This is a genomic window from Thermococcus sp. GR6 (genome assembly GCF_012027415.1).
Lineage (GTDB): Archaea > Methanobacteriota_B > Thermococci > Thermococcales > Thermococcaceae > Thermococcus > Thermococcus onnurineus.
Genome location: NZ_SNUM01000002.1, coordinates 614,068 through 634,398, shown reverse-complemented (window position 1 = coordinate 634,398; position 20,331 = coordinate 614,068). Strand labels below are relative to the sequence as shown.

The window sequence follows — 20,331 nt, the reverse complement described above, 5'->3', positions numbered from 1 at the left end:
CAGACGTATCTCCGCCCGGTGAAAAATATGAAGGAGATTTCATTGATTCTTGTGTCCCTTGCAACCGTCCTTATTCCTCCCATCATCATGAGGTATTGGGGCCGCAAAATCCTGAGGGAAGACCTACCAAAAAAAGAGAAAAACTACAATCTGCTGAAGGCTGAGGTCATTTGTATCTTTGGGGCCTTCATACTCTACTTCCCGGCGATGATAGCCCTCGGAGCCCTTGACTGGGCCTCTAACATGGTAGATAAGCTTCCCCTACCTGAAATATTCAAGGTGTTTGCATTTGCAGCAATCCTGCTTTTCCCGCTTCTTCTGTCAATCTTCCTCATCATCTACGAGACTGTCAAAGTAGGAGTGAATATTACAGAGGAAAAGATTGAAAATCCAAAAAAGGATGTTCTGAAAGCTCTCGCACTGATCCTGGGCCCAATCATCGGCTTTGCCTTTATCTGGCTGCTGCTGATGCTCTACCTGCCAGAGAGTTTAACCTCAAAGTGGTGGTTTGACCTGCCCATGTACTCAACCCTAATACTCGCTTTCTTTGCGCTCTTTCCCCTCATCCTGATTAGAGTCGGGACAAAGAGCGAGCTCGACCCCGAGCTTAAGGCCGAGCTCATGAGGTTCTGTGATGAGCAGGGGGTTAAAGTCAGGGACATCATCGTTAAAGGAAAGCCCGGTCAAAAGCTCGCAAACGCCATGGTTACGGGTATAATTCCCCGCTACCGCTACGTTGTTTTAACCCGCTATCTGGTTGATAACTTCGAAGAGGACGAGATTAAAGCGGTCTTAGCGCATGAGATAGGGCACATAAAAGGAAAGCACCTCTGGATAAACGCGGCTTTGAGCATCGGCTGGTTCATCTTCTGGATAGGACTCATTTACATCCTCCACAAATTCAACGTTCAGCTGTTCTCATCGCCGTGGGTTTTCTTCGGCGTTTTCTTCTTTGCCTTCTACTTCTGGCTCTTTGTTATTGAATCAAGGATAGCCATAAGGAACGAGTTCAAGGCGGATGAGTTCGCGGCGAATGTCGTGGGGCTTGAACCAACCCTAAGGGCGCTTAGAAAGCTGGCCGAGCTCAACCTGCTGCCGGAAAAAACGGGGAAATGGTTTAACCTGTTGAACAGACACCCTTCGATTGAGGTGAGGATAAAGCACCTGAAGAACTTTAGAGGTGATTGCGATGAACTGGGAGGAGTTTAAGCGGGAGGTCCGGAAGAACCCATTTCTCTTGTGGGGGTTATTCACAGTTCTCCTCGGCCTCTTTACTATGAACGCAACGCTGATATGGATGGGTGCTTTTCTTGTGTTATTACTCATCCTGCTGAGCGAAGGCAAGAAGGAGTAGCGGGGCGACTTTTCCATTTTTCTTTCACACTCGGTTCTCCCACCCATGTAAATGTGCCAGAATGCCATTGGGGACAAACTTATTTAATCGGCCCGCAAATTGAGTTCCATGAACCGCGTGAAGGTCAGCAAGCTAATGGCCTACATCCTGCGGCACTCGCCGGAGGAGTTCGGACTGCGGCCAGACATGGAAGGCTTTGTGCCCCTTCCCGAACTCGCCGATGCCCTAAGGACGGTTTATCCAGATGTTACGGAGGAGTTCGTACGCGAAATAGTCGCCCGCGATGCGAAGGGCCGCTACGAGATTAAAGGCGATAAAATACGTGCCCGCTACGGCCACAGCTTTCCGGTGAGCTTGAACCACGAAGAAGACACCGGGAGCCGCTTTCTCTATCACGGCACGCCGAGGAGGAACCTCGAGAGCATTCTCCGCGAGGGGTTGAAGCCCATGGGGCGGCAGTTTGTTCACCTAAGCATGAGCAAAAGCGAGGCCATCGAAACCGGCAGGCGGCACGGGCGAGACGTGGCTCTTCTGGTAATAGAGGCTGAATGCCTCCGAAAGAAAGGCTTGAAGATTTACAAAGCCGGGAAGAACGTCAGGATAGTCGAGAAAGTCCCACCGGAGTGCATCACTCTGGCAGTCTAAGCGCGAAGAGGAAGGCTACTCCGAGAGGCACGAGCGTGCTCGTGAAGTTCAGCTCGAAGCTTATGGCGGAGAGATAGCCTCCGAGTAATGGACCTACGACCCAGCCGAGGCTCATCATAGCGTTGAGCAGGCCCATAGCCTGACCCCTCTCCGTCGCCCTGACCTTCGTGGCAACATAGGTCGAGGAGGCGTTTAGGGTCAGTGACCACTTGACGCCCGAAAGGAGGGCCACGACGATCATCAGGTAGAGATTCTTCGCGAAAGCGTAGCCGAGGAAAGCGATGGCGTAGCCGGCTATCGCCAGCAGGTAGAATTTCTTGGCGCCGTAGCGGTCAATCAGCTTCCCGAGGTAGTATCCGCTCACCGCCGCCGCTAAAGAGTCTATTCCAAAAAGTATCCCGACCCACTCGCTCCCAAAGACCTCCTCAAAGTAAACCGAGACCACTGAATAGACCTGACCGGAAGCTATCATTACGAGCAGAACTGTAAAGTAGAAAAGGCCCAGATGGCCCCTCATGAGCCGCTTGAATGCCGCACCCTGGAAGGTTGCCTTCTCGCTTTCCCGCCCTTCCTGGACGAGTATAAGCTTTCTTGGAGCCCTTTTCGGCCTCGGCCTCTCCCTGAGGAGGAGAACTATCGCAGAGGAAAGGACGAGGAGAGCCCCTGCTATGAGGAAGATTCCCCTAATTCCAATGTATTTTATGAGGAAGCCGCCGATGAAGTTGCCCAGCATGTAGCCCGCGTTCTCAATCGAACCGAAGAGCCCGTAGGCTGAACCCACACGGGTCGAGAGCTCCGCTATCAGCGCCGAATGGGCAGGCATAATGGCTGAGCCGAGTGCCCCCTGAAACGTCCTCAGGGTAAGCAGGGCTAACGGAGTTGAAACGACCGCCATGAGGGCATAGAAGGTCCCCGTAGAGAACAGGCCGAAGGATATGAAGGCCTTCCTGTTCCTAGTCCTATCGGAGAGATAGCCAAAGGGATACTGGAAGACTGTCGAGGTCAGGTTGAAGGCGACGCTTAAAAGCCCGACCATCAGCATGCCGCCGCCGAGGAGCTTCATGTAGACGCTGAGATATGGAAACGCCATGCCAAAGGCCGCGTTGGCGATGAACATACTAACCGCTAGCAGGACCACGTTCCTGCGCTTGATCCTTATTCTGCGAATCTTCCCTGCCTTCTCGCGCCTTCCCTGCGTTACGACGAGCTCCCTTCTGCTCATCGCTCGCGCCTATGGGAAGCCTCTTATAAAACTTCCTCCAAGGTGATTTTAGGCTGAGGATTTATTATGGCGCTGAAGCATCTCGATGGTTCTCTCTTCGGAACACGACCTTTGAGAGAACTTGGGAAAAGTGCCAACGTTTATGGAGAGATAAAAGATACAAGAGAGACACCCTAAACCCTCCTCACAGCAACACCATCGGTCGGGAGGACAAGATAGTAGTCGGCCTCCCAGTTGAAGGTACGCTGGTACTCCTCTAAGACTGTCCTAGCAATGCTCAGTGCCCTGTCACTATCGACTATCGCTATGGCCGAACCGCCGAAACCTGTTCCCGTGAGCTTCGCGCCATAGGCGCCGAGCTGGAGGGATCTACGAACGAAGAAGTCCAGCTCTTCACAGCTTACATCATAGCTCCTCGCAAGATCCCAGTGAGAAGCTGTGATAAGCTCTCCCAATGTGTCTACATCTCCCTCCCTGAGTGCATCTCTTGCCTCTAGAACGCGCCGGTTTTCTCTAACGATGTAGCCAAAGAGGCGCCTGTAGAGGGAGGGAATGTTTCTCAGCTCTGCCTCCTCAACCTCCTTGGAAGTTCTCTTACCGAGAAGCCCTAAGGTTTCTTCTGCAACCTTCCTACGCTCCGCGTAGGCTGAGTTGGCCAGCTCCCTCTTGACACCGGTATAGAAGACGATCACCTGAATGTCCCTCGGGAATTTTATGTATTCGTGCCTCAGCGTATCAGTATCAAGGAAAATGACGTGCTCCTTCTTCCCATGGGTCATGATGAACTGGTCGAGTATTCCACAAGGGACACCCACAAACTCGTTTTCGGCTTTCTGAGCCAAGAGGGCCATTTCTATGGGGAGTAATCTAAGTTTATATGCCTCGTTGAGAAACGCCAGAACGGCAAGCTCAAGACTCGCTGAAGAACCTAAACCCGAGCCTATAGGTAAGTCTCCATTCAGAATTCCCTTCATGCCGCCTACCTCATGTCCTTCCTCCCGGAGAACCCAGAAAATTCCCTTTATGTAGTCCGCCCAGTCTCCACTCCTTCTAATGTCATCGAGCGAGAACTCCTTGACCTCACGGAATATCTGCGAGTAAACCCTGATCTGCTCGTCCTCCATGGCATGCAGAACCGTGTGGATGTTTATTGCCATCGGCATGGCGTAGCCAAGAGCGTAATCAGTGTGCTCACCGATAAGATTCACCCGACCGGGAGAATCAACGCGATACATGATTTCACCCACGAAAATTCGGCGAGAAAATATTTAAGGATAGCGAAGGAAAAAGAAAGGACTTCACCCCATCTGGAGGGCTTGGCCCCTGAGCTCACCACGCTCAAATCTGTATGGGTCATACCACTCGACTGGAAGGCTCGTTCTGCCTTTGGTTATCAAATCGGCGACCATCTCCGCAACGGCCGGGGCCATCATGAAACCATGGCCGGAAAAGCCAGCGGCAATGTAGTAGTCGCTCAGCTCCTCGATTTTTCCTATGGCGGGGTTGCTATCAGGCGTTTTAGCGTAGTAGCCCGCCCATGTTCTGAGTATAAGAAGCTCCCTCAGAGCCGGGATTATCTTGGTAAAGTAGTAGCTCACCTCACGCATGAACTCATAGGTCGGATTGAGGTCGTAGGTTGGCCCCAGCTCGTAGCCGACACCGCCAACAATGCCGCCGTGGCTGGTCTGGGTCAGATAAGCGTGGCCGTACTTGAAGGAAATGACCATCGGCTTTATCGCGCCCTTCCTTATCGGTTGCGTTATCACTGCCTGATGTTTGTAAGGCTCTATCGGAATAGGAGTCTTTATTCCGGCCATTGCGTTGATGAGCTTGGCCCACGCATTGGTAGCGTTAACGACGATGCCCGTCTTGATAACTCCCCGGTTGGTCTTGAGACCCTTTATCTCACCGTTCTCGATGATGAAATCCTTGACCTCCGTGTACTCAACCAGCTTAGCCCCAAAGCGCTCGGCGTTGAGGGCGAATGCAGCGGTCGAGTAGAAGGGATCGGCCTTTCCATCAGTGGGGTTCCACGATGCCGCTATGACCTCACTTATGTCAAGGAGCGGGACTATCTCCTTCGCCTCTTCTGGAGTTATGAGCCTCGTCGGGACGCCGAAGCGGTTCTGGATGGCTATGTTCCTCTTGAACTCCTTGACCTCATCATCGTCGTAGAGCAAGAATAGATAACCTGTCTGCTCTAAGGAGAAGCCGTACTCTTCACTATAGCGCTTCCAGAGCTCGACGGAGCGCTTCATGACCTGAACGTTGGCCTCGTCGTTGAACTGTTGCCTTATGCCAGTTCCACAACGGAAGGTCGAGCCTGAGCCTATGAAGCGCTTCTCTATGACGGTGACCTCCTCACCGCGTTTAGCTAGCTCGTGGGCGAGGGTCACACCTATTATTCCCCCGCCAATGATAACGATTTCGCTTCTTTCGGGAAGTTCTTTCGTCGGCATAGCCATCATCCCCCAGCGGCGGTAACCTTCATCTTCACGTTCTTGAGCGGCGGTCTCGCGACCGGCAGGTCAATTCTCGCCATGTCCAGGTTGGCCCTCTGGGAAACCACCACCGCGCCGTTAAAGAGGCAGAAGCGGCCTTGGCAGAAGCCCATGGCTAGGTGGGTGAGACGCTTGATTATCTGAAGGTCTGTTATACCACTTCTCACCACATCGTCGACCTTCTTCAGCGAGACGTCGCAGCCACATATCTGGACGTCCTCCAGACTAAAGGCATCGAACTCTATCTTGTGGATGGTGATAGCCTCAGGCTCGTACTCCCTCAGCTTCTCCTCATAAACACACGGCTGGGCCTCGTAGCCGAACTCTCCAAGGATGTACGCCCCAACGAGTCTGCCTTCAAGGTAGTTGGCATAGTGGGGCTTTATGCTGACGGCGCTTCCAGCGACGTAGATGCCGTCCCTTATTCTGTGCTGTGAGTCGAGAACTGGCATGTAGTAGCCTCTCTTGAAGCGAAGCTTTCCGCCGGCCTGGGTTATCGGGTTTATGTCCGGCCTTCTGCCATCGGAAACTATCACAGCGTCAACCTCGTAAACGTTGCCGTTCATATCTATCAGCTTTTCAACCTTTTCCGTTCCTTCAACGCGCTTCGGGTTTGGGACGACGATGTACTCGATATCCCATCTCTCAAGCTCAGGAACGATGCCCTCCGGCCTGCTTCCGACGACTGCGACTTTTTTGCCGGGAGCGACACCCCAGACGTTCATGACCTCAAGGGCAAAGTCGCGCCTGAAAACGCCCGGAATGTCGTTGTTCTCAAAGAGGAGAATATTGTCAACTGCTCCAACGGCCAAAACAACGCGTCTCGCCATAAGTTCTATAAACTGGTCTCCCTTAACGATGGGAACCAGGAAGTACTCCCCCTTGTCGAAGATTCCCAACGCTATCGTTTTCCTGAAAACGCGAACGTTGTCGTTGAACTGGGCAACGAGTGACTTTATGACCTTCTTTGGTTCACCATCAAAACCTTCCTGTGGGAGACTCTTGAGCCACATGTCTCCGCCGAGCCAGCCGCGCTCCTCAATGAGGGCGACCGTCAGATGCTCCTGAAGCTCAAGTGCTGCCCCTATTCCGGCGGGGCCAGCACCTATAACGGCCACATCCACGACCTGTCTCGTTACGGGTTTGCTCTCATCTACTTCAACAGTCTCCTGAAAATCACCGTAGTTCTGACGCTCTATCCTCATGCCATCCTTTACAACCGTTTTTCTGCCGTTGATGTTCTTCACGCCGTTGACGACCATCGGAACGGGGCCAAACGTAAAGGCCCCTCTCTTTCTCCCCTCGGTGCTCGTGGTGAGCCAGTAGATGCCGTTAGCCAGAAGGGCAACAGTGAGCTTTTCACCCTCATAGGCCTCGAGGGGTTCCCCCTCAAAGTAGATCGTGATTCTCTTAGAAGGGTCTTTTTCCGTCAGGTCGAGCGGTCTCATGCTCCCACCTCTGGATTTTCTAAAAGCAGGCGTTCTAAGATGATCACCAATGCTTATAAACGTTAGGCTGACCAAAAATGGTTTACAACATTTGGTTAAATTACACCAGAATCCGCCGATGGGAGCAATTATCCTTCACCCGCCTCAGACCATTAAAAACATCCCGATGACTAAAGGAATGACATATAAACAACACACAAGAAAGAAACGAGCTAACATTATCGTGCGTGAATCTCCACTATGTCCCCATCCTCCAGCACGTGGTCGGCCCCAACCCTCTGGCCCGGGAACTTGACGCTCTTACCCCAGACACGGGCATATCGGAAGTTCTTGGCAAAGTCTTTGTGGATTCTCTCCGCCAAATCCATAACCGTTGAGCCCTTCTTGAGCGGCACGGGGGGATAGGCCGGCTCTTCCCCGGGACTCTTCGTGAAGACCCTTATTATTCCGGCCAGCTCGTACAGCTCGTCCTTGAGCTTGTCGAGGTTTATCTTCCTCCTCGCGGAGACAGGGATGATTTTGAATCTGTCTCCGTAAGCCTGGACGAGCCTCTCGTAGTTCTCTTTGCTTCCAGGGGCGTCGCCCTTGTTGGCAATGATTATCGCCCTCCTCCAGACGAGGCTCTCGTCTAAAGCGTCAGCGAACTCCTCCAGAGTCACGGGCTCTTTGACGGTTATCTCAGCTGAGTGAATCCTCTCCTCGCGGAGCATCTTCATGACTTCACTTATGTCGCCCTTTATGTTCTCCTGACCGTTGATGATTATTCCACCGCTCGCTGTCCTCTTTATCTCGACCCTTGGACGGCGCTTGTTGAGCTTTATTCCCGCCCTCTCGAACTCCCTCAGGAGGATTTCCATCTGCTTTACGGGATCCTGAGAGAGGTCAACGACGATGGCTATAGCATCGGCGTTCCTTATAACACTCAGGAGCTGGGGTCCCATGCCCTTTCCGAGGGCGGCACCCTCGACGAGGCCGGGCACCTCAACGAGCTGTATCTGAACATCCTTGTGATGCATCATTCCAGGGATAGGTTCGACTGTTGTGAAGGCATAATCAGCCACGTCGATATCAACGTTTGTCAGCGCCTTCATGAGGGAGGACTTTCCTACATTCGGAAGGCCAGCCAATACTATCTGAGCAGCACCTTCCTTCCTCACGCTGAAGGAGTAGCCGCCACCCTTCTTCTGAACCTGCCTCTGCTTTTCAAGCTCCTTCCTCAGCTCAGCCAGCTTTCGCTTTATCTGGAGCCTGAGCTTCTCCGTTCCCTTGTGCTTGGGAACGGTGGAGTACATTTTCTCGAGGGCCCGAATCTTCTCTGGAATCGTCTTGGCGTTCCGGTATTCTTCCTCCGCTGCTAGGTACTCCGCTGTTACGTTGGTTGGCATGGCTGACCCTCCAGAAGCCTCTGGATTAAAGAGCGGATGGCGTTTTATAAAAGTATGGTTCTCGAAAATCGGCAAGTTTATATAATCATCCGAAAATTTTTTAGGGGTGGTGATGCTCATGCGAATGGGTTTGGACGAAATAGACAAAAAGATTCTCGCCATACTCCAAAAGAACAGCAGAACGCCCCTGCGGGAGATCTCCAAGGAGGTCAATCTGGCCGAATCGACCGTTTACGAGAGGATAAAGAAGCTGAAAGAGAAAGGCATCATAAAGAAATTCACCGTCATTCTCGACCCCGATTCCCTCGGCTTCAGGATTCTCGCGTTTATACTCATAAAGTCCAAGGCCGGCAAGTACTCCCACGTCGCCCAGGAGCTTAAGCAGTACCCGGAGATAGTCGAAATCTATGAAACCACCGGCGACTACGACATGCTCGTGAAGATAAGAACAAGTGGAAGCGAGGAGCTCAACGAGTTCCTCGACACCATCGGTGAAATCGAGGGCGTTGAGGCGACCCACACCATGGTCGTGCTCAAGGTCCACAAAGAGACGACGGAACTTCCGCTCTAATGCCCATTTTTGTCCACAAAAGCTTATAAGTGTCCCATTTCTATTTCTCTCTGAGCGTTAATATGGGGGTGTTTCTATGAAGGTACTGTTTCTGAGCGCGGATGGTTTCGAGGATCTGGAGCTAATATACCCGCTCCATAGGATAAAAGAGGAAGGCCACGAGGTTTATGTCGCCAGCTTTCAGAGAGGCAAGATAACCGGAAAGCACGGGTACAGTGTTAACGTTGATCTGACTTTTGAGGAGGTTGACCCCGACGAGTTCGATGCCCTCGTTCTTCCAGGTGGGAGGGCCCCGGAGATAGTCAGGCTTAACGAGAAGGCAGTTATGATAACCAGAAGGATGTTCGAGGACGGCAAGCCGGTCGCGAGCATATGCCATGGGCCACAGATACTCATCTCCGCCAAAGTCCTTAAAGGCAGGAAGGGAACCAGCACGATAACCATCAGGGACGACGTGATAAACGCAGGGGCAGAATGGATCGACGCAGAGGTCGTCGTCGACGGCAACTGGGTCAGCTCAAGGCACCCAGGCGACCTGTACGCCTGGATGAGGGAGTTTGTGAAGCTCCTCCGCTGAGCTCCAACTTTTCTTGTTAACTTTTCTCCGGCATAAGCCTTATACAGAAAAGTGATGAGATTTTTCATAGGTGTAAGCCATGAAAAGGCAAGGCGGGACTCTCGGTGCACTCCTAGCATTAATCCTCGTGGCAGTTCTTGTGGGTGCGGCGGTGACGTTAGCCTTAGCGCTCCACGGCGACATTGAGATCAGAGGTATAACCCCAAAAAAGACCGCCGGAGCACTCGTCGAGTTTGGAAAGTTCAGCGCGCCCTCTCTTGTTGTCAGGGGCACCGTGGGAGATGTATACGTGGTCAAGGCGAACGTGAGCGGCATAGTGGTCAAGAGCAACCTTCCAATAAACGTTAGCTTTGAAAACGGCGTCCTCGAAGTGTACTGTCCGATTAAAGAGGGCATTATCAGCAAAAGGAACATCTGCAACGACTACAAGAACGGCACCGTTGTGGTAGAAGTTGGTGGAGAGCTCGAGTACCTGGGCATAAGAGACGCCGTCGGGGAGTTTCTGGTCTCGGCAGGAGTCAAGAGGATAACCGTAAGGCACGTCGTTGGCGATTTCGATGGCCAGAGTTGGGCGGGGTACACGATCGAGAACGCGGTTGGAGATATAACGCTCCACGCCAGCGATCACGTGAGCATCAACAATGTGGTGGGCGATATCATAGTAATCGTCCCGCCGGACTTTGGTGTGGCCCTAAACGCCGAGGATGTTGTGGGAAACGTTAAGAGCACAACGAGCGGGAACAACGGCACGATAGTCGTTTCGATTTCCAATGTGGTCGGTGATGTGAGCATCAAGGGATGACTTTTTAAGCCCCTTCCCCTTTCTTACAACTGGTGAGGAGAAATGGTGAAGAAACTGATGCGCTCAAAGGAGAACAGGGTCTTTCTCGGGGTTATTGGAGGGATAGCCGAGCACCTTGAAGTAGACCCGACGCTCCTCAGGATTATCTTTGTCGTCCTGCTGGTATTCAACCCCTTCGCGATGGTTCTGCTCTACTTCCTGCTTGCCCTTGTCCTGCCCGAGGAGGGGGGCGAGGAGAAGCCCATCGAGGAGAGGCTCAACGAGCTGGCGGACGAGACTGGAAAGAGGATCAACGAGGTCTTCTCAGGGAACGATAACACTAAAGCCCTCGCGGTAATACTGATAGTAATCGGCGCGGCCCTTATAGCAAAGCCCCTCTTCCCATTGATAATCGACCCTGTTGGAGGAACGACGCTCCTCGCCGCTACGCTCCTTGTGATAGGCATAATACTGCTGACGAAGGGTGATTAAGATGAGAACGCTCGGAATAATCTTCGTTTTCCTTGGGTTTGTCCTCCTGCTGAAGCAGTTCAATCCAACTTTCATAGCCTGGCTCCAGCCCTACGCGGGGGCAATAAAGGATGCCTTCTGGGGCGTTACGCTAATAGCCTTCGGCCTCTACATGCTGACAAAGAGAACCGCGAGGAGGGTTGTGCTGATCCTCTACCTCATCTATCTGCTCCTCTATCTGGTGGTCTGAATGGAGCGGTGGAGGATCATAAAGGCCTTCACCCTCGGCCCGCTCATTGAAGCCACTATCCCGAAGCCTGGCAACGTAAACCGCTTTAGGGACTTCGAGGATCTGACCTTTTACCACTTCCTCTTCGCTGAAACTGCCGTTATAGACATCTACTACGAGGCCGTTAAGGTCGGTGAGCTTCTCCGGAAAGGAGCCCTCCTACCGAGTGAGGCAGGAATCGGCGAGCTGATTAGGAGGGCGGTTCAGAACGCGAGGGAAGCACAGAACGCCAATCCCAACTTTGGCATAATAACCCTATCCATTCCGCTGATGATTGCCCTATCAATGGGCAGGAACATGCTCGATGCCAGGGAGAAGGTGAAGCTCCTCATCGAGGAATCCATCGTGAGAGATACCATGGAGCTATACCGTGCGATAAGGATAGCCAACCCGAAAGGCATCCCCAGTGGCGTTAAGTACGATGTCTACAGCGACGATTCCTTCAGGGAGCTCTTCCAGGACGGAATAAACCTGGCAAGGCTCGCTGAGATAAGTTGCGAGAGGGAGCTGATATTCTGCGAGTGGCTCAACCAGTACGAGCTGAGTTACAATACCTTCGCGAGACTTTACGAGCTCGTCAGGGGGAGACCGCTTGAGGAAGCAGTACAAACGGCTTTTCTGGAGCTTTTGTCGAGCAACCTCGACACGCTCATCATCAGAAAAGCTGGCATAGAAGAGGCAAAGCTCGTCCAGAGAAAGGCGGGGGAAGTCCTGGAAGGTAAGCTTACGCTCGAAGAGTTTGACTCATTTATGAGGGAAAAGAAGGACTTAAGGAACCCTGGAAGCCTGGCAGACGTAATGGCAGTAGCGTTGAGTCTCCTCATTTTAAGGGGCTACCGTTTCACTCCAGAACCCTGAACCGCTTTGCCCCGCCGAGACCAAAGCCCAGAACCTTACTGTCAACAACAACCGCGTCCTTTCCGAGTTCGTCGAGGATGCGGAGCTTTAATCCTGAAAGCTCGAGGACTTCCTCCTCACCGCCGAACTCCTCGTTCACCTGCCCTTTTATGAATTCGTAAGCTTCGAAGCCGACGAGAACAACATCAGGCTCGTAGCCGTCGAGCTTTAGCTCGTTGGCCTTCTCCTCAATCAGGCTTAGAACCCTGATCAAATCTCCTCTCATACAACCACCGAAAGAAGTTGGAGAAGGGGCTTAAAAGTCTTCCTCAGAGGCCGAAGGCGCCTTTTATGCCGTTTATTATCATCTGAACGGCCATGGACGTTAGTATGAGACCCATCATCCTCGTCATGACCTTGATTCCGACCCTCCCGAGTTTGGTTTTGATCTTGTTGGCCGAGCACAGGACGAGCCATACCGTGAGACCTATTGCCATTATGCTGGCTATGACCGTCACTTTCTCCGGAAGACTAATGCTCTTGGCGGTGTAGATCATCACCGTCGTTATCGCACCCGGACCGGAGATCAGCGGGATGGCAAGGGGAATTATCGCAACCTCCTCAAGGGTCACCACTTCTTCGTCGAACTCCTCTGTTTCTTCCCTGCTTATCTTGATTGAAGAGAGCCTTCCTGAGAGCATGTCCATGGCCATTCGGAAGAGAAGAATGCCGCCGGCTATGGCGAAGGCATCCATACTAGAGCCGAAGAACCGGAATATCCACTGGCCGATGAGGGCGAAGGTTACGAGCGTTACCACTACCGTTATGGCAGTTTTCCTTGCTATCTCTCTTCTCTCGCTCCATGAAAGGTCGTGAGTGACGCCTAGGAAGACTGGCACCGCTCCAATGGGATTCGTTATCGCAAAGAGGCCACCATAGAGTATGACAAAGTGCTTGAGCAGCTCTATCACTTTACCACCCGCGGCGGCTGAAAGAAAAGAGGTTAAAAAGCTAACTCTTGATAATCTCGAAAGAGTACGTAAGCTCCGCCCCACTGAGCTTTATGTGGGCCGAGGCGGAGCAGTATTTGTCCTGACTCAGCTCTATCGCGCGTTTGGCTTTCTCCTCACTCACGTCACCGTAAATTTTGTAATGGATGTGAACCTTCTTGTATATTCTCGGGTGCTCCTCCCTTCTTTCACCGCTGATTTCGACTTCCAGGCCCTCAATCGGCTCGCGCATCTTCTGGAGTATCATAACCACATCATAGGCGGTGCAGCCAGCAACGCTCAGAAGGAGAAGCTTCATGGGTCTTATGCCACCTTCACCAAGGATAACAGAGCAGCTATCGCTCTCTATCCTTCCGATGAACTGATAGTCCTTGAACCACTCCACCCGACCTTTAACCTCGTCTGCCATATTTTTCACCCGTAAAAGTAAACACAATTTCTTTTAAGGCCTTTTCGTAGGCACAAACATGTATATACGGCCCTTCGACCCATGGAAGGCAAAGCTCTGTACATGTCCCTTTAAGTACACGCTGAACGTCTACACCGGCTGCGATCATGCCTGCGTTTACTGCTACATAACGAGCTACATCCCCCATGCCTTTCGTGTGAGGATAAAGGAAGGACTTTTACCGAAGCTTGAGAAAGAACTGAGAAAGTTCGACAGGGGGTACATCATAGCGCTCTCATACTCTTCCGACCCCTATCCAACCATAGAGGGTGAGCTCGGAATAACGAGGAAGGTTCTCGAGCTTTTCAAGAGATACGACGTCCGCTGTTTGCTCCTCACGAAGTCGGACGTCTTCGAGCGTGACCTCGATATCCTGAAGGAGCTCAAGTGCGCCGTTGGGATAACCGTGACCACCGTGGATGAGAGAAAGGCAAAGCTCCTGGAGCCGAATGCACCCGCACCTAAAGACAGGATTAGAGCCCTCAAAAAGGCTAAGAGTGAGGGAATCCCAGTTTACGCGCGCATAGACCCGATAATCCCGTTTTACACCTGGGGGGACTTCAACAAGACCCTTGATGCGCTGAACTTCGTTGACCACATAACCGTTTCGACGCTCAAGCTGAGGACAGATTCAAAGAGAAGGATGTTTGCGAAGTTCCCGGAGCTCATGGAAAAGCTGTGGCCGCTCTATGAAAAAGGTGAGCGGATAGGAGGATATTACTACCTTCCACGGGAGCTCAGAACGAAGATCCTTCAAGAGGCGGAGAGAAAAATAACCGAGAGGGGTATTACGTTTGGCTCGTGTCGGGAAGGTTATCGGTCGTATCCGAGCTGCGACGGTTCTCATCTAGTTCCTCTCTGACCTCAGCCTCTATCTCCAGTCTCTCCATCTCCCGCTTCTTGGCACGGTATTCTGCAGCAGCCAGTACAAAAGCCTCGAAGAGCCGCTCCATTTCGGGCAAATGCTCCGCCTGCCACTGGACGCCAATCACAAAGCTCTCTTCTGCCTCAATCGCCTCGATGAGACCGTCGACGGCGTAGGCAACGGGCTTTATTCCCTCGCCAACCCTCTTGATGGCCTGGTGGTGGAAGCTGTTGACGCGCAGATAAACCTCGTTGGTGCCCTCTATGCTGAGCTCGTCCTTGAGAATCTCATAGAGCTTCGAGCTCATCTTTATCCTTACTCCGTGAACACGCTGGGTCGGACCGATAATGTTCAGATCCCAGTCATGCTTGATGGCTTTAGGAATCTCCGTTAGGTCCTGATACAGAGTTCCACCCAGGGCAACGTTTATAACTTGCATTCCACGTCCGATGCCAAGAATCGGCACACCCTTTTCAATAGCTTTTTTTACGAGGCATATCTCAAATTCGTCCCTTTCAACATCCACATACTTGATGGAACTTGATGGATCCTCACCGTAGAAATGGGGATGAACGTCGGGGCCCTCGATGAGGAGGATTCCGTCGGCGTGCTCCAGAACCTCCTCCGGAGAGGAATCCGCAGTGAAAACCGCAGGAATGCCCCCAGCTTTAATCACCTTCTCCAAGTGCATTTTATCGAGAAAAAGGCGATTTCTGGAATGGTCTATCTGACCGATTATACCTATCAGAGGCTTCATAGCGACCACCTAGAAAGAAGTTGAGGAAGGAAGTATAAAAAGGTTTACGGAAAAGGATAGAATCAGCCCTTGATGGCCTTTATTTCCTCTTCTATGACCTCTGCAAGCCTCTTAACGCCCTCATGTATCTTTTCCTCTGGGACATATGTAAAGTTCAAGCGCATGGTGTTCTTGACGTCCCTGTGGGCGAAGAACGCCTCACCCGGAACGTAGGCGACACCCTTGGCAACGGCCTTCTCCATCATGAGCTTGGTGTCGATGCCCTCGGGGAGGGTAACCCAGATGAACATTCCTCCGTCTGGCTTGGTCCACTTAACGCCCTCCGGCATGTACTCCTCGAGGGCCTCGAGCATCGCATCTCTTCTCGGCTTGTAGAACTCTATAACCTTCGGAATGTGCTCGTCGAGGTGGCCGTCAGCAACGTACTTCCAAGCTATGACCTGTCCGAATGGGTTGGCACAGAGATCAATGGCCTGCTTGGCTATCTCCATCTTCCTGATGAAGTGCGGGTGGGCCGCTACCCATCCCAGCCTGAAGCCCGGAGCAAATATCTTCGAGAAGGTGCCGAGATAGATAACCCTTCCCTCGTCGTCGAAGTGCTTAATGGGAGGAATTGGCTCTCCGGAGTAGCGGAGCTCGCTGTACGGGCTGTCCTCAACGATGAGGAAGTCGTACTCTTGGGCCAGCTCTACGAGTCTCTTCCTCCTGTCAAGGCTCATCGTAACACCCATCGGATTCTGGAACGTCGAGACGGTATAGACGAACTTGACCTTCTTTCCTTCGGCCCTGAGCTTTTCTAACTTCTCCTCAAGGAGATCAATCATCATACCGTTGTCGTCCATGGGAATTGAGACGAATTCAGGCTCGTAGTACTTGAAGGCATTAAGCGCAGCCAGATAGGTCGGACCCTCAACAACGACTATGTCTCCAGGGTTTATGAAGACCCTTCCAATGAGGTCAAGGGCCTGCTGGGAGCCGGCGACCATCATTATCTCGACTTTGCTCGTCGGAATACCGTAGCGCTTTTCCATCCAGTCCGCGAGAGCAAGGCGGAGCGGTGTGAAGCCCTTCGTCGTTCCGTACTGGAGTGCCTTGTCTGCATGAGTGTTAAGTATCTCGGCGGTTATCTTCTTGATTGTCTCCACGGGGAATGTCTCCGGGGCGGGAAGGCCGCCGGCGAGCGAGATAACGTCTGATGTCTCGACGAGCTTGAGGAGCTCCCTAATCTCCGAGGCCTTCATTTCCTGAGCCTTGTTAGAGAAGTAAGTCTCAAAATCCAGTGAATCGGAACTTAACTTCCGCATGAGTTTTTCCTCCACTTCCGTTCCCCCCATTTAATGAACACTTTTGAGCGCATCACCAATTCTATACATGTGATGGTAGCGGCGATTGGTTATAAATCTTTCTGCAATGGTCGTCAGAGCATTTTACTTTTGTAAATGGGCTTTTTTGAGCCTGTTTATGAACATCAAAGGACACAAGACTCCATCAGTGAACACGAAAAGTTCTATAAACCCCCTAGACATAATGTGAGTTTACCGGTAAGGGGTGATGGAGATGGCGGTAGTAAAAGAAGTGCTCGAAATAGCAGAGAAGATTAAGAACATGGAGATTAGAGGAGCCGGAAAGATAGCCCGCTCGGCCGCCTACGCACTCCAGGTTCAGGCCGAGCAGAGCAAAGCGACCAACGTTGACGAATTCTGGAGCGAGATGAAGCAGGCGGCAAAGATTCTCTTCGAGACGAGGCCGACGGCAGTCTCTCTGCCAAATGCGCTCCGTTACGTCATGCACCGCGGAAAGGTGGCCTACGCAGGAGGGGCCGACCTCGACCAGCTAAAGTTCGTCGTTATCAACGCAGCTAAAGAGTTCATCCACAACTCCGAGAACGCCGTTGTGAGGATTGGAGAGTTCGGTGCCAAGCGCATAGAGGATGGCGACGTCATAATGACCCACTGCCACAGCAAAGCAGCTATAAGCGTCATGAAGACCGCCTGGGAGCAGGGCAAGGACATAAAGGTCATCGTCACGGAGACAAGGCCCAAGTGGCAGGGCAAAATAACGGCAAAAGAGCTTGCCAGCTACGGCATTCCGGTTATATACGTCGTTGATTCCGCGGCGAGACACTACATGAAGATGACGGACAAGGTCGTCATGGGCGCGGACAGCATCACCGTGAACGGTGCAGTTATAAACAAGATTGGAACGGCTCTTATAGCGCTCACCGCAAAAGAGCACAGGGTATGGACGATGATAGCGGCCGAGACCTACAAGTTCCACCCGGAGACCATGCTCGGCCAGCTCGTCGAGATTGAAATGCGTGACCCCTATGAGGTCATTCCAAAGGAAGAACTGGAAACCTGGCCAAAGAACATCGAGGTCTGGAACCCAGCTTTTGATGTCACTCCACCGGAGTACGTGGATGTCATAATAACCGAGCGCGGAGTTATTCCACCGAGCGCAGCAATCGACATCCTCAAGGAGGAGTTCGGCTGGGCCCTCAAGTACACCGAGCCCTGGGAGGACTGACCCTTTTCTTCCCTTTTCTCCCCACCGATAGGCCTTAAAAGGGGTAGCCCTTTTATACTTCGGAGACAAAAAACTGAGAGGGTGATGATAATGAAAGCGTACCTTGCCGAGAACGTCAGGGGCATCTACGCCTTTGACGAGAGCGGTAATCTCATCGACCAGAAGGTCTTCTCGGGAAAGCCAGAGGTTAGTCTTGATAGGCTTTTGAATGGCGAGCTAAGCGACGAGCTCCTTTCGTTCCTCAAAGAGCTTGAAAGCAGGGGCTACGACGAGTTCGTGGTCGAGGACTCTGAGCTGAGCAGGGCTTTAAAGGAGCTTGGATACAATGTTACTGCTGAGTTTCCGAACATAGCCGGTGAAAAACTTCGTTCAAGCCCGGAGGAGTTTTTGGGTGAGAACTGGTTCGACGAGTACTTCAGCGTCGGTGTGGCCCTGACAAGGCTTCGCATACAGGAACAGAGCGGTGCGAGAGATAAAATGATAATCCAGGCCATTGAGGCGCTTGATGACATTGACAAAGTCATCAATCTCCTAGTTTCCCGCCTCAGGGAGTGGTACAGCCTCCACTTCCCGGAGCTGGACGAGATTCTGCCCAAGCACCAGCAGTACGTTGCCTTCGTCAAGACAATCGGGCCGAGGGAGAACGTCACCGATGAGAGGCTCAGGGAGCTTGGCCTTCCCAATGGGAAGATCGAAAAGATACTCAAGGCCGCCGAGAGCTCCATGGGTGCCCCGCTCGGCAAGTTCGACAGCGACATAATCCAGAAGCTCGCCAGCGAGATAAGCGACCTCTACAAGCTGAGGGAGCAGATAGAGGACTACCTCGAGACTGCCATGGACGAAGTAGCGCCAAACCTCAAGGCCCTCGTTGGTGCGAAGCTCGGTGCCAGGCTGCTCAGCCTCGCTGGAGGCCTCAAGGAGCTCGCCATGATGCCGGCATCGACCATACAGGTTCTCGGTGCCGAGAAGGCGCTCTTCAGGCACCTCAGAACCGGTGCCAAGCCGCCGAAGCACGGTGTCATATTCCAGTACCCAGCCATAAACCGCTCACCGTGGTGGCAGAGGGGTAAGATAGCAAGGGCTCTCGCCGGCAAGCTCGCCATAGCTGCCAGGGTTGACTACTTCTCCGGTGAATATATCGCTGAAGAGCTCAAGCAGGAGCTGGAGCAGAGGATAAAGGAAATCAAGGAGAAGTACCCGAACCCGCCCAAGAGGAAGGCCAAGCCAGAGAAGAAAAAGAAGGAGAAGAAGTTCAAGAAGAAGGGCAAGGAGAAGTTCAGGGGCAGGGAAAAGAAGAAAGGAAAAGGCGAGGGTAAAAAGGGTGGAAAGAAGAAAAAGAAGGGCGGCAAGAGGTGATTTGAATGAAGATTAAAAAGCACAAGTTCCCGGGCGTTTACGTCTTCATTGATGAGGACGGGAGCGAGAAGATAGCTACCAAGAACCTCGTCCCCGGCCAGAAGGTCTACGGCGAGAGGCTGATCAAGTTCGAGGGCGAGGAGTATAGGGTCTGGAACCCGAGGAGGTCAAAGCTCGGCGCGGCCATACTCAACGGGCTTAAGCACTTCCCGATTAAGCCGGGCTCAACCGTGCTCTACCTCGGTGTGGCGAGCGGAACTACCGCATCCCACGTCAGCGACATAGTCGGCTGGGAAGGAAAGGTCTTTGGAGTGGAGTTCTCGCCGCGCGTCCTCAGGGAGCTCGTTCCGATAGTCGAGGAGAGAAGGAACATAGTCCCCATACTCGGCGATGCAACGAAGCCAGAAGGTTATCGCGCGCTGGTTCCCAAGGTGGACGTCATCTTCGAGGACGTCGCCCAGCCGACACAGGCAAAGATACTCATCGACAACGCACAGGTCTTTCTCAAGAGCGGCGGCTACGGAATGATATCCGTCAAGAGCAGGAGCATTGACGTCACTAAGGAGCCGGAGCAGGTCTTCAAGGAGGTCGAAAAGGAGCTTGCTACCTACTTCGAGGTCGTCGAGAGGCTTTCCCTTGAGCCCTACGAGAAGGACCACGCGCTCTTCGTGGTTAGGAAGCCTTGAGTCTCTCTTTACTTTTGAGCATGGGGGCACCGGGATGGTTTTTGACTCGGCGATCCCTCTATTGGTGGTGCTGGCGCCATTTCTGCTCATTGTTTCTTTTGTGGCCATCAAGATAAAGCTCTACCTCGATGAGTACGTTCCCCGCAGGGTTGTCGTTAGGCATGATGGCGGACGTAAGATCATTTCTGTGGAGACGAAGAAGAAAAACATCCAGATACCTGTGAAGGAGTTTTGGAGGACGAACTGCAGAGAGACGCTTGAGGTCAGGCTCAACGGGCTTGCCTTTGGGAGGTACCGACTGGGCCTCTACAAGGGCGCATACGGGTATGTCGACTCCTACGCGGTCTCGGATTCCGGCCTGCTCATAGAGGACACAAACGGGAAAAGATACTACCTCGCTTTTGATAACATTGATGAAGTCGTGGATGCGATAATGGATGACAGCATAAGAGAGAAGGCAATAACGGTGAGAGATAAAGCGAAGGAAAATAGAACTTAAAGGGATCGGCAGTATCCAGAAACGACAACATTTTCTGGAATTCTTGTCACTTGGAGACTCGGTTGAATTCAGATGAGCTTCACCGGGTATCGCCAATCGTCGA

At 52.4% G+C, this 20,331-nt stretch carries 24 protein-coding genes; 14 read left to right on the top strand and 10 right to left on the bottom strand.

Translation table 11 applies throughout. The annotated features are described in order from the left end of the window. Positions 1 to 27 precede the first annotated feature (27 nt). The 3 genes from E3E32_RS09625 to E3E32_RS09615 all read left to right on the top strand — a co-directional run bounded on the left by E3E32_RS09625 (position 28) and on the right by E3E32_RS09615 (position 1,999). The gene (locus E3E32_RS09625; protein ID WP_167731503.1) at positions 28 to 1,209 is read left to right on the top strand and encodes a M48 family metalloprotease; all 1,182 of its coding nucleotides are present in this window, start codon (positions 28 to 30) and stop codon (positions 1,207 to 1,209) included. After that, complete coding sequence (locus E3E32_RS09620) at positions 1,190 to 1,354, top strand: hypothetical protein (RefSeq protein ID WP_167731502.1); 165 nt, start codon at positions 1,190 to 1,192, stop codon at positions 1,352 to 1,354. The genes E3E32_RS09625 and E3E32_RS09620 overlap by 20 nt, the downstream gene beginning before the upstream one ends. A 108-nt stretch (positions 1,355 to 1,462) precedes the next feature. Further along, complete coding sequence (locus E3E32_RS09615; RefSeq protein ID WP_167731501.1) at positions 1,463 to 1,999, top strand: RNA 2'-phosphotransferase; 537 nt, start codon at positions 1,463 to 1,465, stop codon at positions 1,997 to 1,999. Here E3E32_RS09615 and E3E32_RS09610 read toward each other — a convergent pair. The 5 genes from E3E32_RS09610 to E3E32_RS09590 all read right to left on the bottom strand — a co-directional run bounded on the left by E3E32_RS09610 (position 1,983) and on the right by E3E32_RS09590 (position 8,555). Beyond that, positions 1,983 to 3,221 carry an MFS transporter gene (locus tag E3E32_RS09610; RefSeq protein WP_167711353.1) on the bottom strand — a complete coding sequence of 413 codons (1,239 nt, stop codon included), beginning with the start codon at positions 3,219 to 3,221 and terminating at the stop codon, positions 1,983 to 1,985. The two genes, E3E32_RS09615 and E3E32_RS09610, sit on opposite strands and share 17 nt — an antisense overlap. A 173-nt stretch (positions 3,222 to 3,394) precedes the next feature. Continuing rightward, the gene (locus tag E3E32_RS09605) at positions 3,395 to 4,456 is read right to left on the bottom strand and encodes a galactokinase (RefSeq protein ID WP_167731500.1); all 1,062 of its coding nucleotides are present in this window, start codon (positions 4,454 to 4,456) and stop codon (positions 3,395 to 3,397) included. Between the two features lie 63 nt (positions 4,457 to 4,519). Next, the gene (locus E3E32_RS09600) at positions 4,520 to 5,680 is read right to left on the bottom strand and encodes an FAD-binding oxidoreductase (RefSeq protein WP_167731499.1); all 1,161 of its coding nucleotides are present in this window, start codon (positions 5,678 to 5,680) and stop codon (positions 4,520 to 4,522) included. Positions 5,681 to 5,685: 5 nt separating this feature from the next. Further along, the gene (locus E3E32_RS09595) at positions 5,686 to 7,170 is read right to left on the bottom strand and encodes an FAD-dependent oxidoreductase (RefSeq protein WP_167731498.1); all 1,485 of its coding nucleotides are present in this window, start codon (positions 7,168 to 7,170) and stop codon (positions 5,686 to 5,688) included. 218 nt (positions 7,171 to 7,388) lie between these two features. Further along, a complete protein-coding gene (locus E3E32_RS09590; RefSeq protein ID WP_167731497.1) occupies positions 7,389 to 8,555 on the bottom strand; it encodes a GTP-binding protein in 1,167 nt (388 codons plus the stop codon). Positions 8,556 to 8,673: 118 nt separating this feature from the next. Between E3E32_RS09590 and E3E32_RS09585 the strand changes: the two genes are divergently transcribed. The 6 genes from E3E32_RS09585 (at position 8,674) to E3E32_RS09560 (ending at position 12,102) form a co-directional block, all read left to right on the top strand. Further along, on the top strand, positions 8,674 to 9,126 hold the full coding sequence (locus E3E32_RS09585) for an Lrp/AsnC family transcriptional regulator (RefSeq protein ID WP_167731645.1): 453 nt from the start codon (positions 8,674 to 8,676) through the stop codon (positions 9,124 to 9,126). Positions 9,127 to 9,202: 76 nt separating this feature from the next. Then, positions 9,203 to 9,703: a deglycase PfpI gene (gene pfpI, locus E3E32_RS09580; protein ID WP_167731496.1), complete on the top strand. Its 501-nt coding sequence runs from the start codon at positions 9,203 to 9,205 to the stop codon at positions 9,701 to 9,703. A 79-nt stretch (positions 9,704 to 9,782) separates the two neighbouring features. Beyond that, positions 9,783 to 10,505, top strand: coding sequence for a hypothetical protein (locus tag E3E32_RS09575; RefSeq protein WP_167731495.1), 723 nt, complete (start codon positions 9,783 to 9,785; stop codon positions 10,503 to 10,505). A 42-nt stretch (positions 10,506 to 10,547) separates the two neighbouring features. Next, positions 10,548 to 10,976, top strand: coding sequence for a PspC domain-containing protein (locus E3E32_RS09570; RefSeq protein ID WP_240910610.1), 429 nt, complete (start codon positions 10,548 to 10,550; stop codon positions 10,974 to 10,976). Position 10,977: 1 nt separating this feature from the next. Further along, positions 10,978 to 11,205 carry a hypothetical protein gene (locus E3E32_RS09565; protein WP_167731494.1) on the top strand — a complete coding sequence of 76 codons (228 nt, stop codon included), beginning with the start codon at positions 10,978 to 10,980 and terminating at the stop codon, positions 11,203 to 11,205. Further along, positions 11,206 to 12,102, top strand: a complete 897-nt coding sequence (locus E3E32_RS09560; protein WP_167731493.1) for a triphosphoribosyl-dephospho-CoA synthase — start codon at positions 11,206 to 11,208, stop codon at positions 12,100 to 12,102. Here E3E32_RS09560 and E3E32_RS09555 read toward each other — a convergent pair. The 3 genes from E3E32_RS09555 to E3E32_RS09545 are packed head-to-tail and all read right to left on the bottom strand — an operon-like array spanning position 12,086 to position 13,500. Further along, positions 12,086 to 12,367, bottom strand: coding sequence for a family 4A encapsulin nanocompartment shell protein (locus E3E32_RS09555; RefSeq protein ID WP_012572250.1), 282 nt, complete (start codon positions 12,365 to 12,367; stop codon positions 12,086 to 12,088). The genes E3E32_RS09560 and E3E32_RS09555 overlap by 17 nt on opposite strands. 43 nt (positions 12,368 to 12,410) lie before the next feature. After that, positions 12,411 to 13,052 (bottom strand): neutral amino acid NAAT transporter SnatA, encoded by a 642-nt coding sequence (snatA, locus tag E3E32_RS09550; RefSeq protein ID WP_167731492.1) that lies wholly within the window; start codon positions 13,050 to 13,052, stop codon positions 12,411 to 12,413. A gap of 40 nt (positions 13,053 to 13,092) precedes the next feature. Further along, positions 13,093 to 13,500, bottom strand: a complete 408-nt coding sequence (locus E3E32_RS09545; RefSeq protein WP_167731643.1) for an OsmC family protein — start codon at positions 13,498 to 13,500, stop codon at positions 13,093 to 13,095. Positions 13,501 to 13,558: 58 nt separating this feature from the next. On the opposite strand from E3E32_RS09545, the gene E3E32_RS09540 reads away from it, so the two are divergent. Further along, on the top strand, positions 13,559 to 14,401 hold the full coding sequence (locus E3E32_RS09540) for a radical SAM protein (RefSeq protein ID WP_167731491.1): 843 nt from the start codon (positions 13,559 to 13,561) through the stop codon (positions 14,399 to 14,401). Here the strand turns inward: E3E32_RS09540 and E3E32_RS09535 are convergent. After that, positions 14,328 to 15,161, bottom strand: coding sequence for a gamma-glutamyl-gamma-aminobutyrate hydrolase family protein (locus tag E3E32_RS09535; RefSeq protein ID WP_167731642.1), 834 nt, complete (start codon positions 15,159 to 15,161; stop codon positions 14,328 to 14,330). The genes E3E32_RS09540 and E3E32_RS09535 overlap by 74 nt on opposite strands. Positions 15,162 to 15,223: 62 nt before the next feature. Beyond that, positions 15,224 to 16,480 carry a PLP-dependent aminotransferase family protein gene (locus tag E3E32_RS09530; RefSeq protein WP_167731490.1) on the bottom strand — a complete coding sequence of 419 codons (1,257 nt, stop codon included), beginning with the start codon at positions 16,478 to 16,480 and terminating at the stop codon, positions 15,224 to 15,226. Positions 16,481 to 16,718: 238 nt separating this feature from the next. On the opposite strand from E3E32_RS09530, the gene E3E32_RS09525 reads away from it, so the two are divergent. The 4 genes from E3E32_RS09525 to E3E32_RS09510 all read left to right on the top strand — a co-directional run bounded on the left by E3E32_RS09525 (position 16,719) and on the right by E3E32_RS09510 (position 20,228). Continuing rightward, entirely contained in the window at positions 16,719 to 17,687 is a 969-nt protein-coding gene (locus tag E3E32_RS09525) for a ribose 1,5-bisphosphate isomerase (protein WP_012572257.1), read from the top strand. A 90-nt stretch (positions 17,688 to 17,777) separates the two neighbouring features. Then, positions 17,778 to 19,043: a C/D box methylation guide ribonucleoprotein complex aNOP56 subunit gene (locus E3E32_RS09520; RefSeq protein WP_167731641.1), complete on the top strand. Its 1,266-nt coding sequence runs from the start codon at positions 17,778 to 17,780 to the stop codon at positions 19,041 to 19,043. 5 nt (positions 19,044 to 19,048) lie between these two features. Beyond that, positions 19,049 to 19,729 carry a fibrillarin-like rRNA/tRNA 2'-O-methyltransferase gene (locus E3E32_RS09515; RefSeq protein ID WP_167731489.1) on the top strand — a complete coding sequence of 227 codons (681 nt, stop codon included), beginning with the start codon at positions 19,049 to 19,051 and terminating at the stop codon, positions 19,727 to 19,729. A gap of 67 nt (positions 19,730 to 19,796) precedes the next feature. Beyond that, positions 19,797 to 20,228 (top strand): hypothetical protein, encoded by a 432-nt coding sequence (locus tag E3E32_RS09510; RefSeq protein WP_167731488.1) that lies wholly within the window; start codon positions 19,797 to 19,799, stop codon positions 20,226 to 20,228. Positions 20,229 to 20,331: the final 103 nt, after the last annotated feature.

Coding starts and splice junctions, on each gene's coding strand:
- E3E32_RS09625 (WP_167731503.1), top strand. CDS start 28: ATGAAGGAGATTTCATTGATTCTTGTGTCCCTTGCAACCGTCCTTATT.
- E3E32_RS09620 (WP_167731502.1), top strand. CDS start 1,190: ATGAACTGGGAGGAGTTTAAGCGGGAGGTCCGGAAGAACCCATTTCTC.
- E3E32_RS09615 (WP_167731501.1), top strand. CDS start 1,463: ATGAACCGCGTGAAGGTCAGCAAGCTAATGGCCTACATCCTGCGGCAC.
- E3E32_RS09610 (WP_167711353.1), bottom strand. CDS start 3,221: ATGAGCAGAAGGGAGCTCGTCGTAACGCAGGGAAGGCGCGAGAAGGCA.
- E3E32_RS09605 (WP_167731500.1), bottom strand. CDS start 4,456: ATGTATCGCGTTGATTCTCCCGGTCGGGTGAATCTTATCGGTGAGCAC.
- E3E32_RS09600 (WP_167731499.1), bottom strand. CDS start 5,680: ATGCCGACGAAAGAACTTCCCGAAAGAAGCGAAATCGTTATCATTGGC.
- E3E32_RS09595 (WP_167731498.1), bottom strand. CDS start 7,170: ATGAGACCGCTCGACCTGACGGAAAAAGACCCTTCTAAGAGAATCACG.
- E3E32_RS09590 (WP_167731497.1), bottom strand. CDS start 8,555: ATGCCAACCAACGTAACAGCGGAGTACCTAGCAGCGGAGGAAGAATAC.
- E3E32_RS09585 (WP_167731645.1), top strand. CDS start 8,674: ATGCGAATGGGTTTGGACGAAATAGACAAAAAGATTCTCGCCATACTC.
- pfpI (WP_167731496.1), top strand. CDS start 9,203: ATGAAGGTACTGTTTCTGAGCGCGGATGGTTTCGAGGATCTGGAGCTA.
- E3E32_RS09575 (WP_167731495.1), top strand. CDS start 9,783: ATGAAAAGGCAAGGCGGGACTCTCGGTGCACTCCTAGCATTAATCCTC.
- E3E32_RS09570 (WP_240910610.1), top strand. CDS start 10,548: ATGGTGAAGAAACTGATGCGCTCAAAGGAGAACAGGGTCTTTCTCGGG.
- E3E32_RS09565 (WP_167731494.1), top strand. CDS start 10,978: ATGAGAACGCTCGGAATAATCTTCGTTTTCCTTGGGTTTGTCCTCCTG.
- E3E32_RS09560 (WP_167731493.1), top strand. CDS start 11,206: ATGGAGCGGTGGAGGATCATAAAGGCCTTCACCCTCGGCCCGCTCATT.
- E3E32_RS09555 (WP_012572250.1), bottom strand. CDS start 12,367: ATGAGAGGAGATTTGATCAGGGTTCTAAGCCTGATTGAGGAGAAGGCC.
- E3E32_RS09545 (WP_167731643.1), bottom strand. CDS start 13,500: ATGGCAGACGAGGTTAAAGGTCGGGTGGAGTGGTTCAAGGACTATCAG.
- E3E32_RS09540 (WP_167731491.1), top strand. CDS start 13,559: ATGTATATACGGCCCTTCGACCCATGGAAGGCAAAGCTCTGTACATGT.
- E3E32_RS09535 (WP_167731642.1), bottom strand. CDS start 15,161: ATGAAGCCTCTGATAGGTATAATCGGTCAGATAGACCATTCCAGAAAT.
- E3E32_RS09525 (WP_012572257.1), top strand. CDS start 16,719: ATGGCGGTAGTAAAAGAAGTGCTCGAAATAGCAGAGAAGATTAAGAAC.
- E3E32_RS09520 (WP_167731641.1), top strand. CDS start 17,778: ATGAAAGCGTACCTTGCCGAGAACGTCAGGGGCATCTACGCCTTTGAC.
- E3E32_RS09515 (WP_167731489.1), top strand. CDS start 19,049: ATGAAGATTAAAAAGCACAAGTTCCCGGGCGTTTACGTCTTCATTGAT.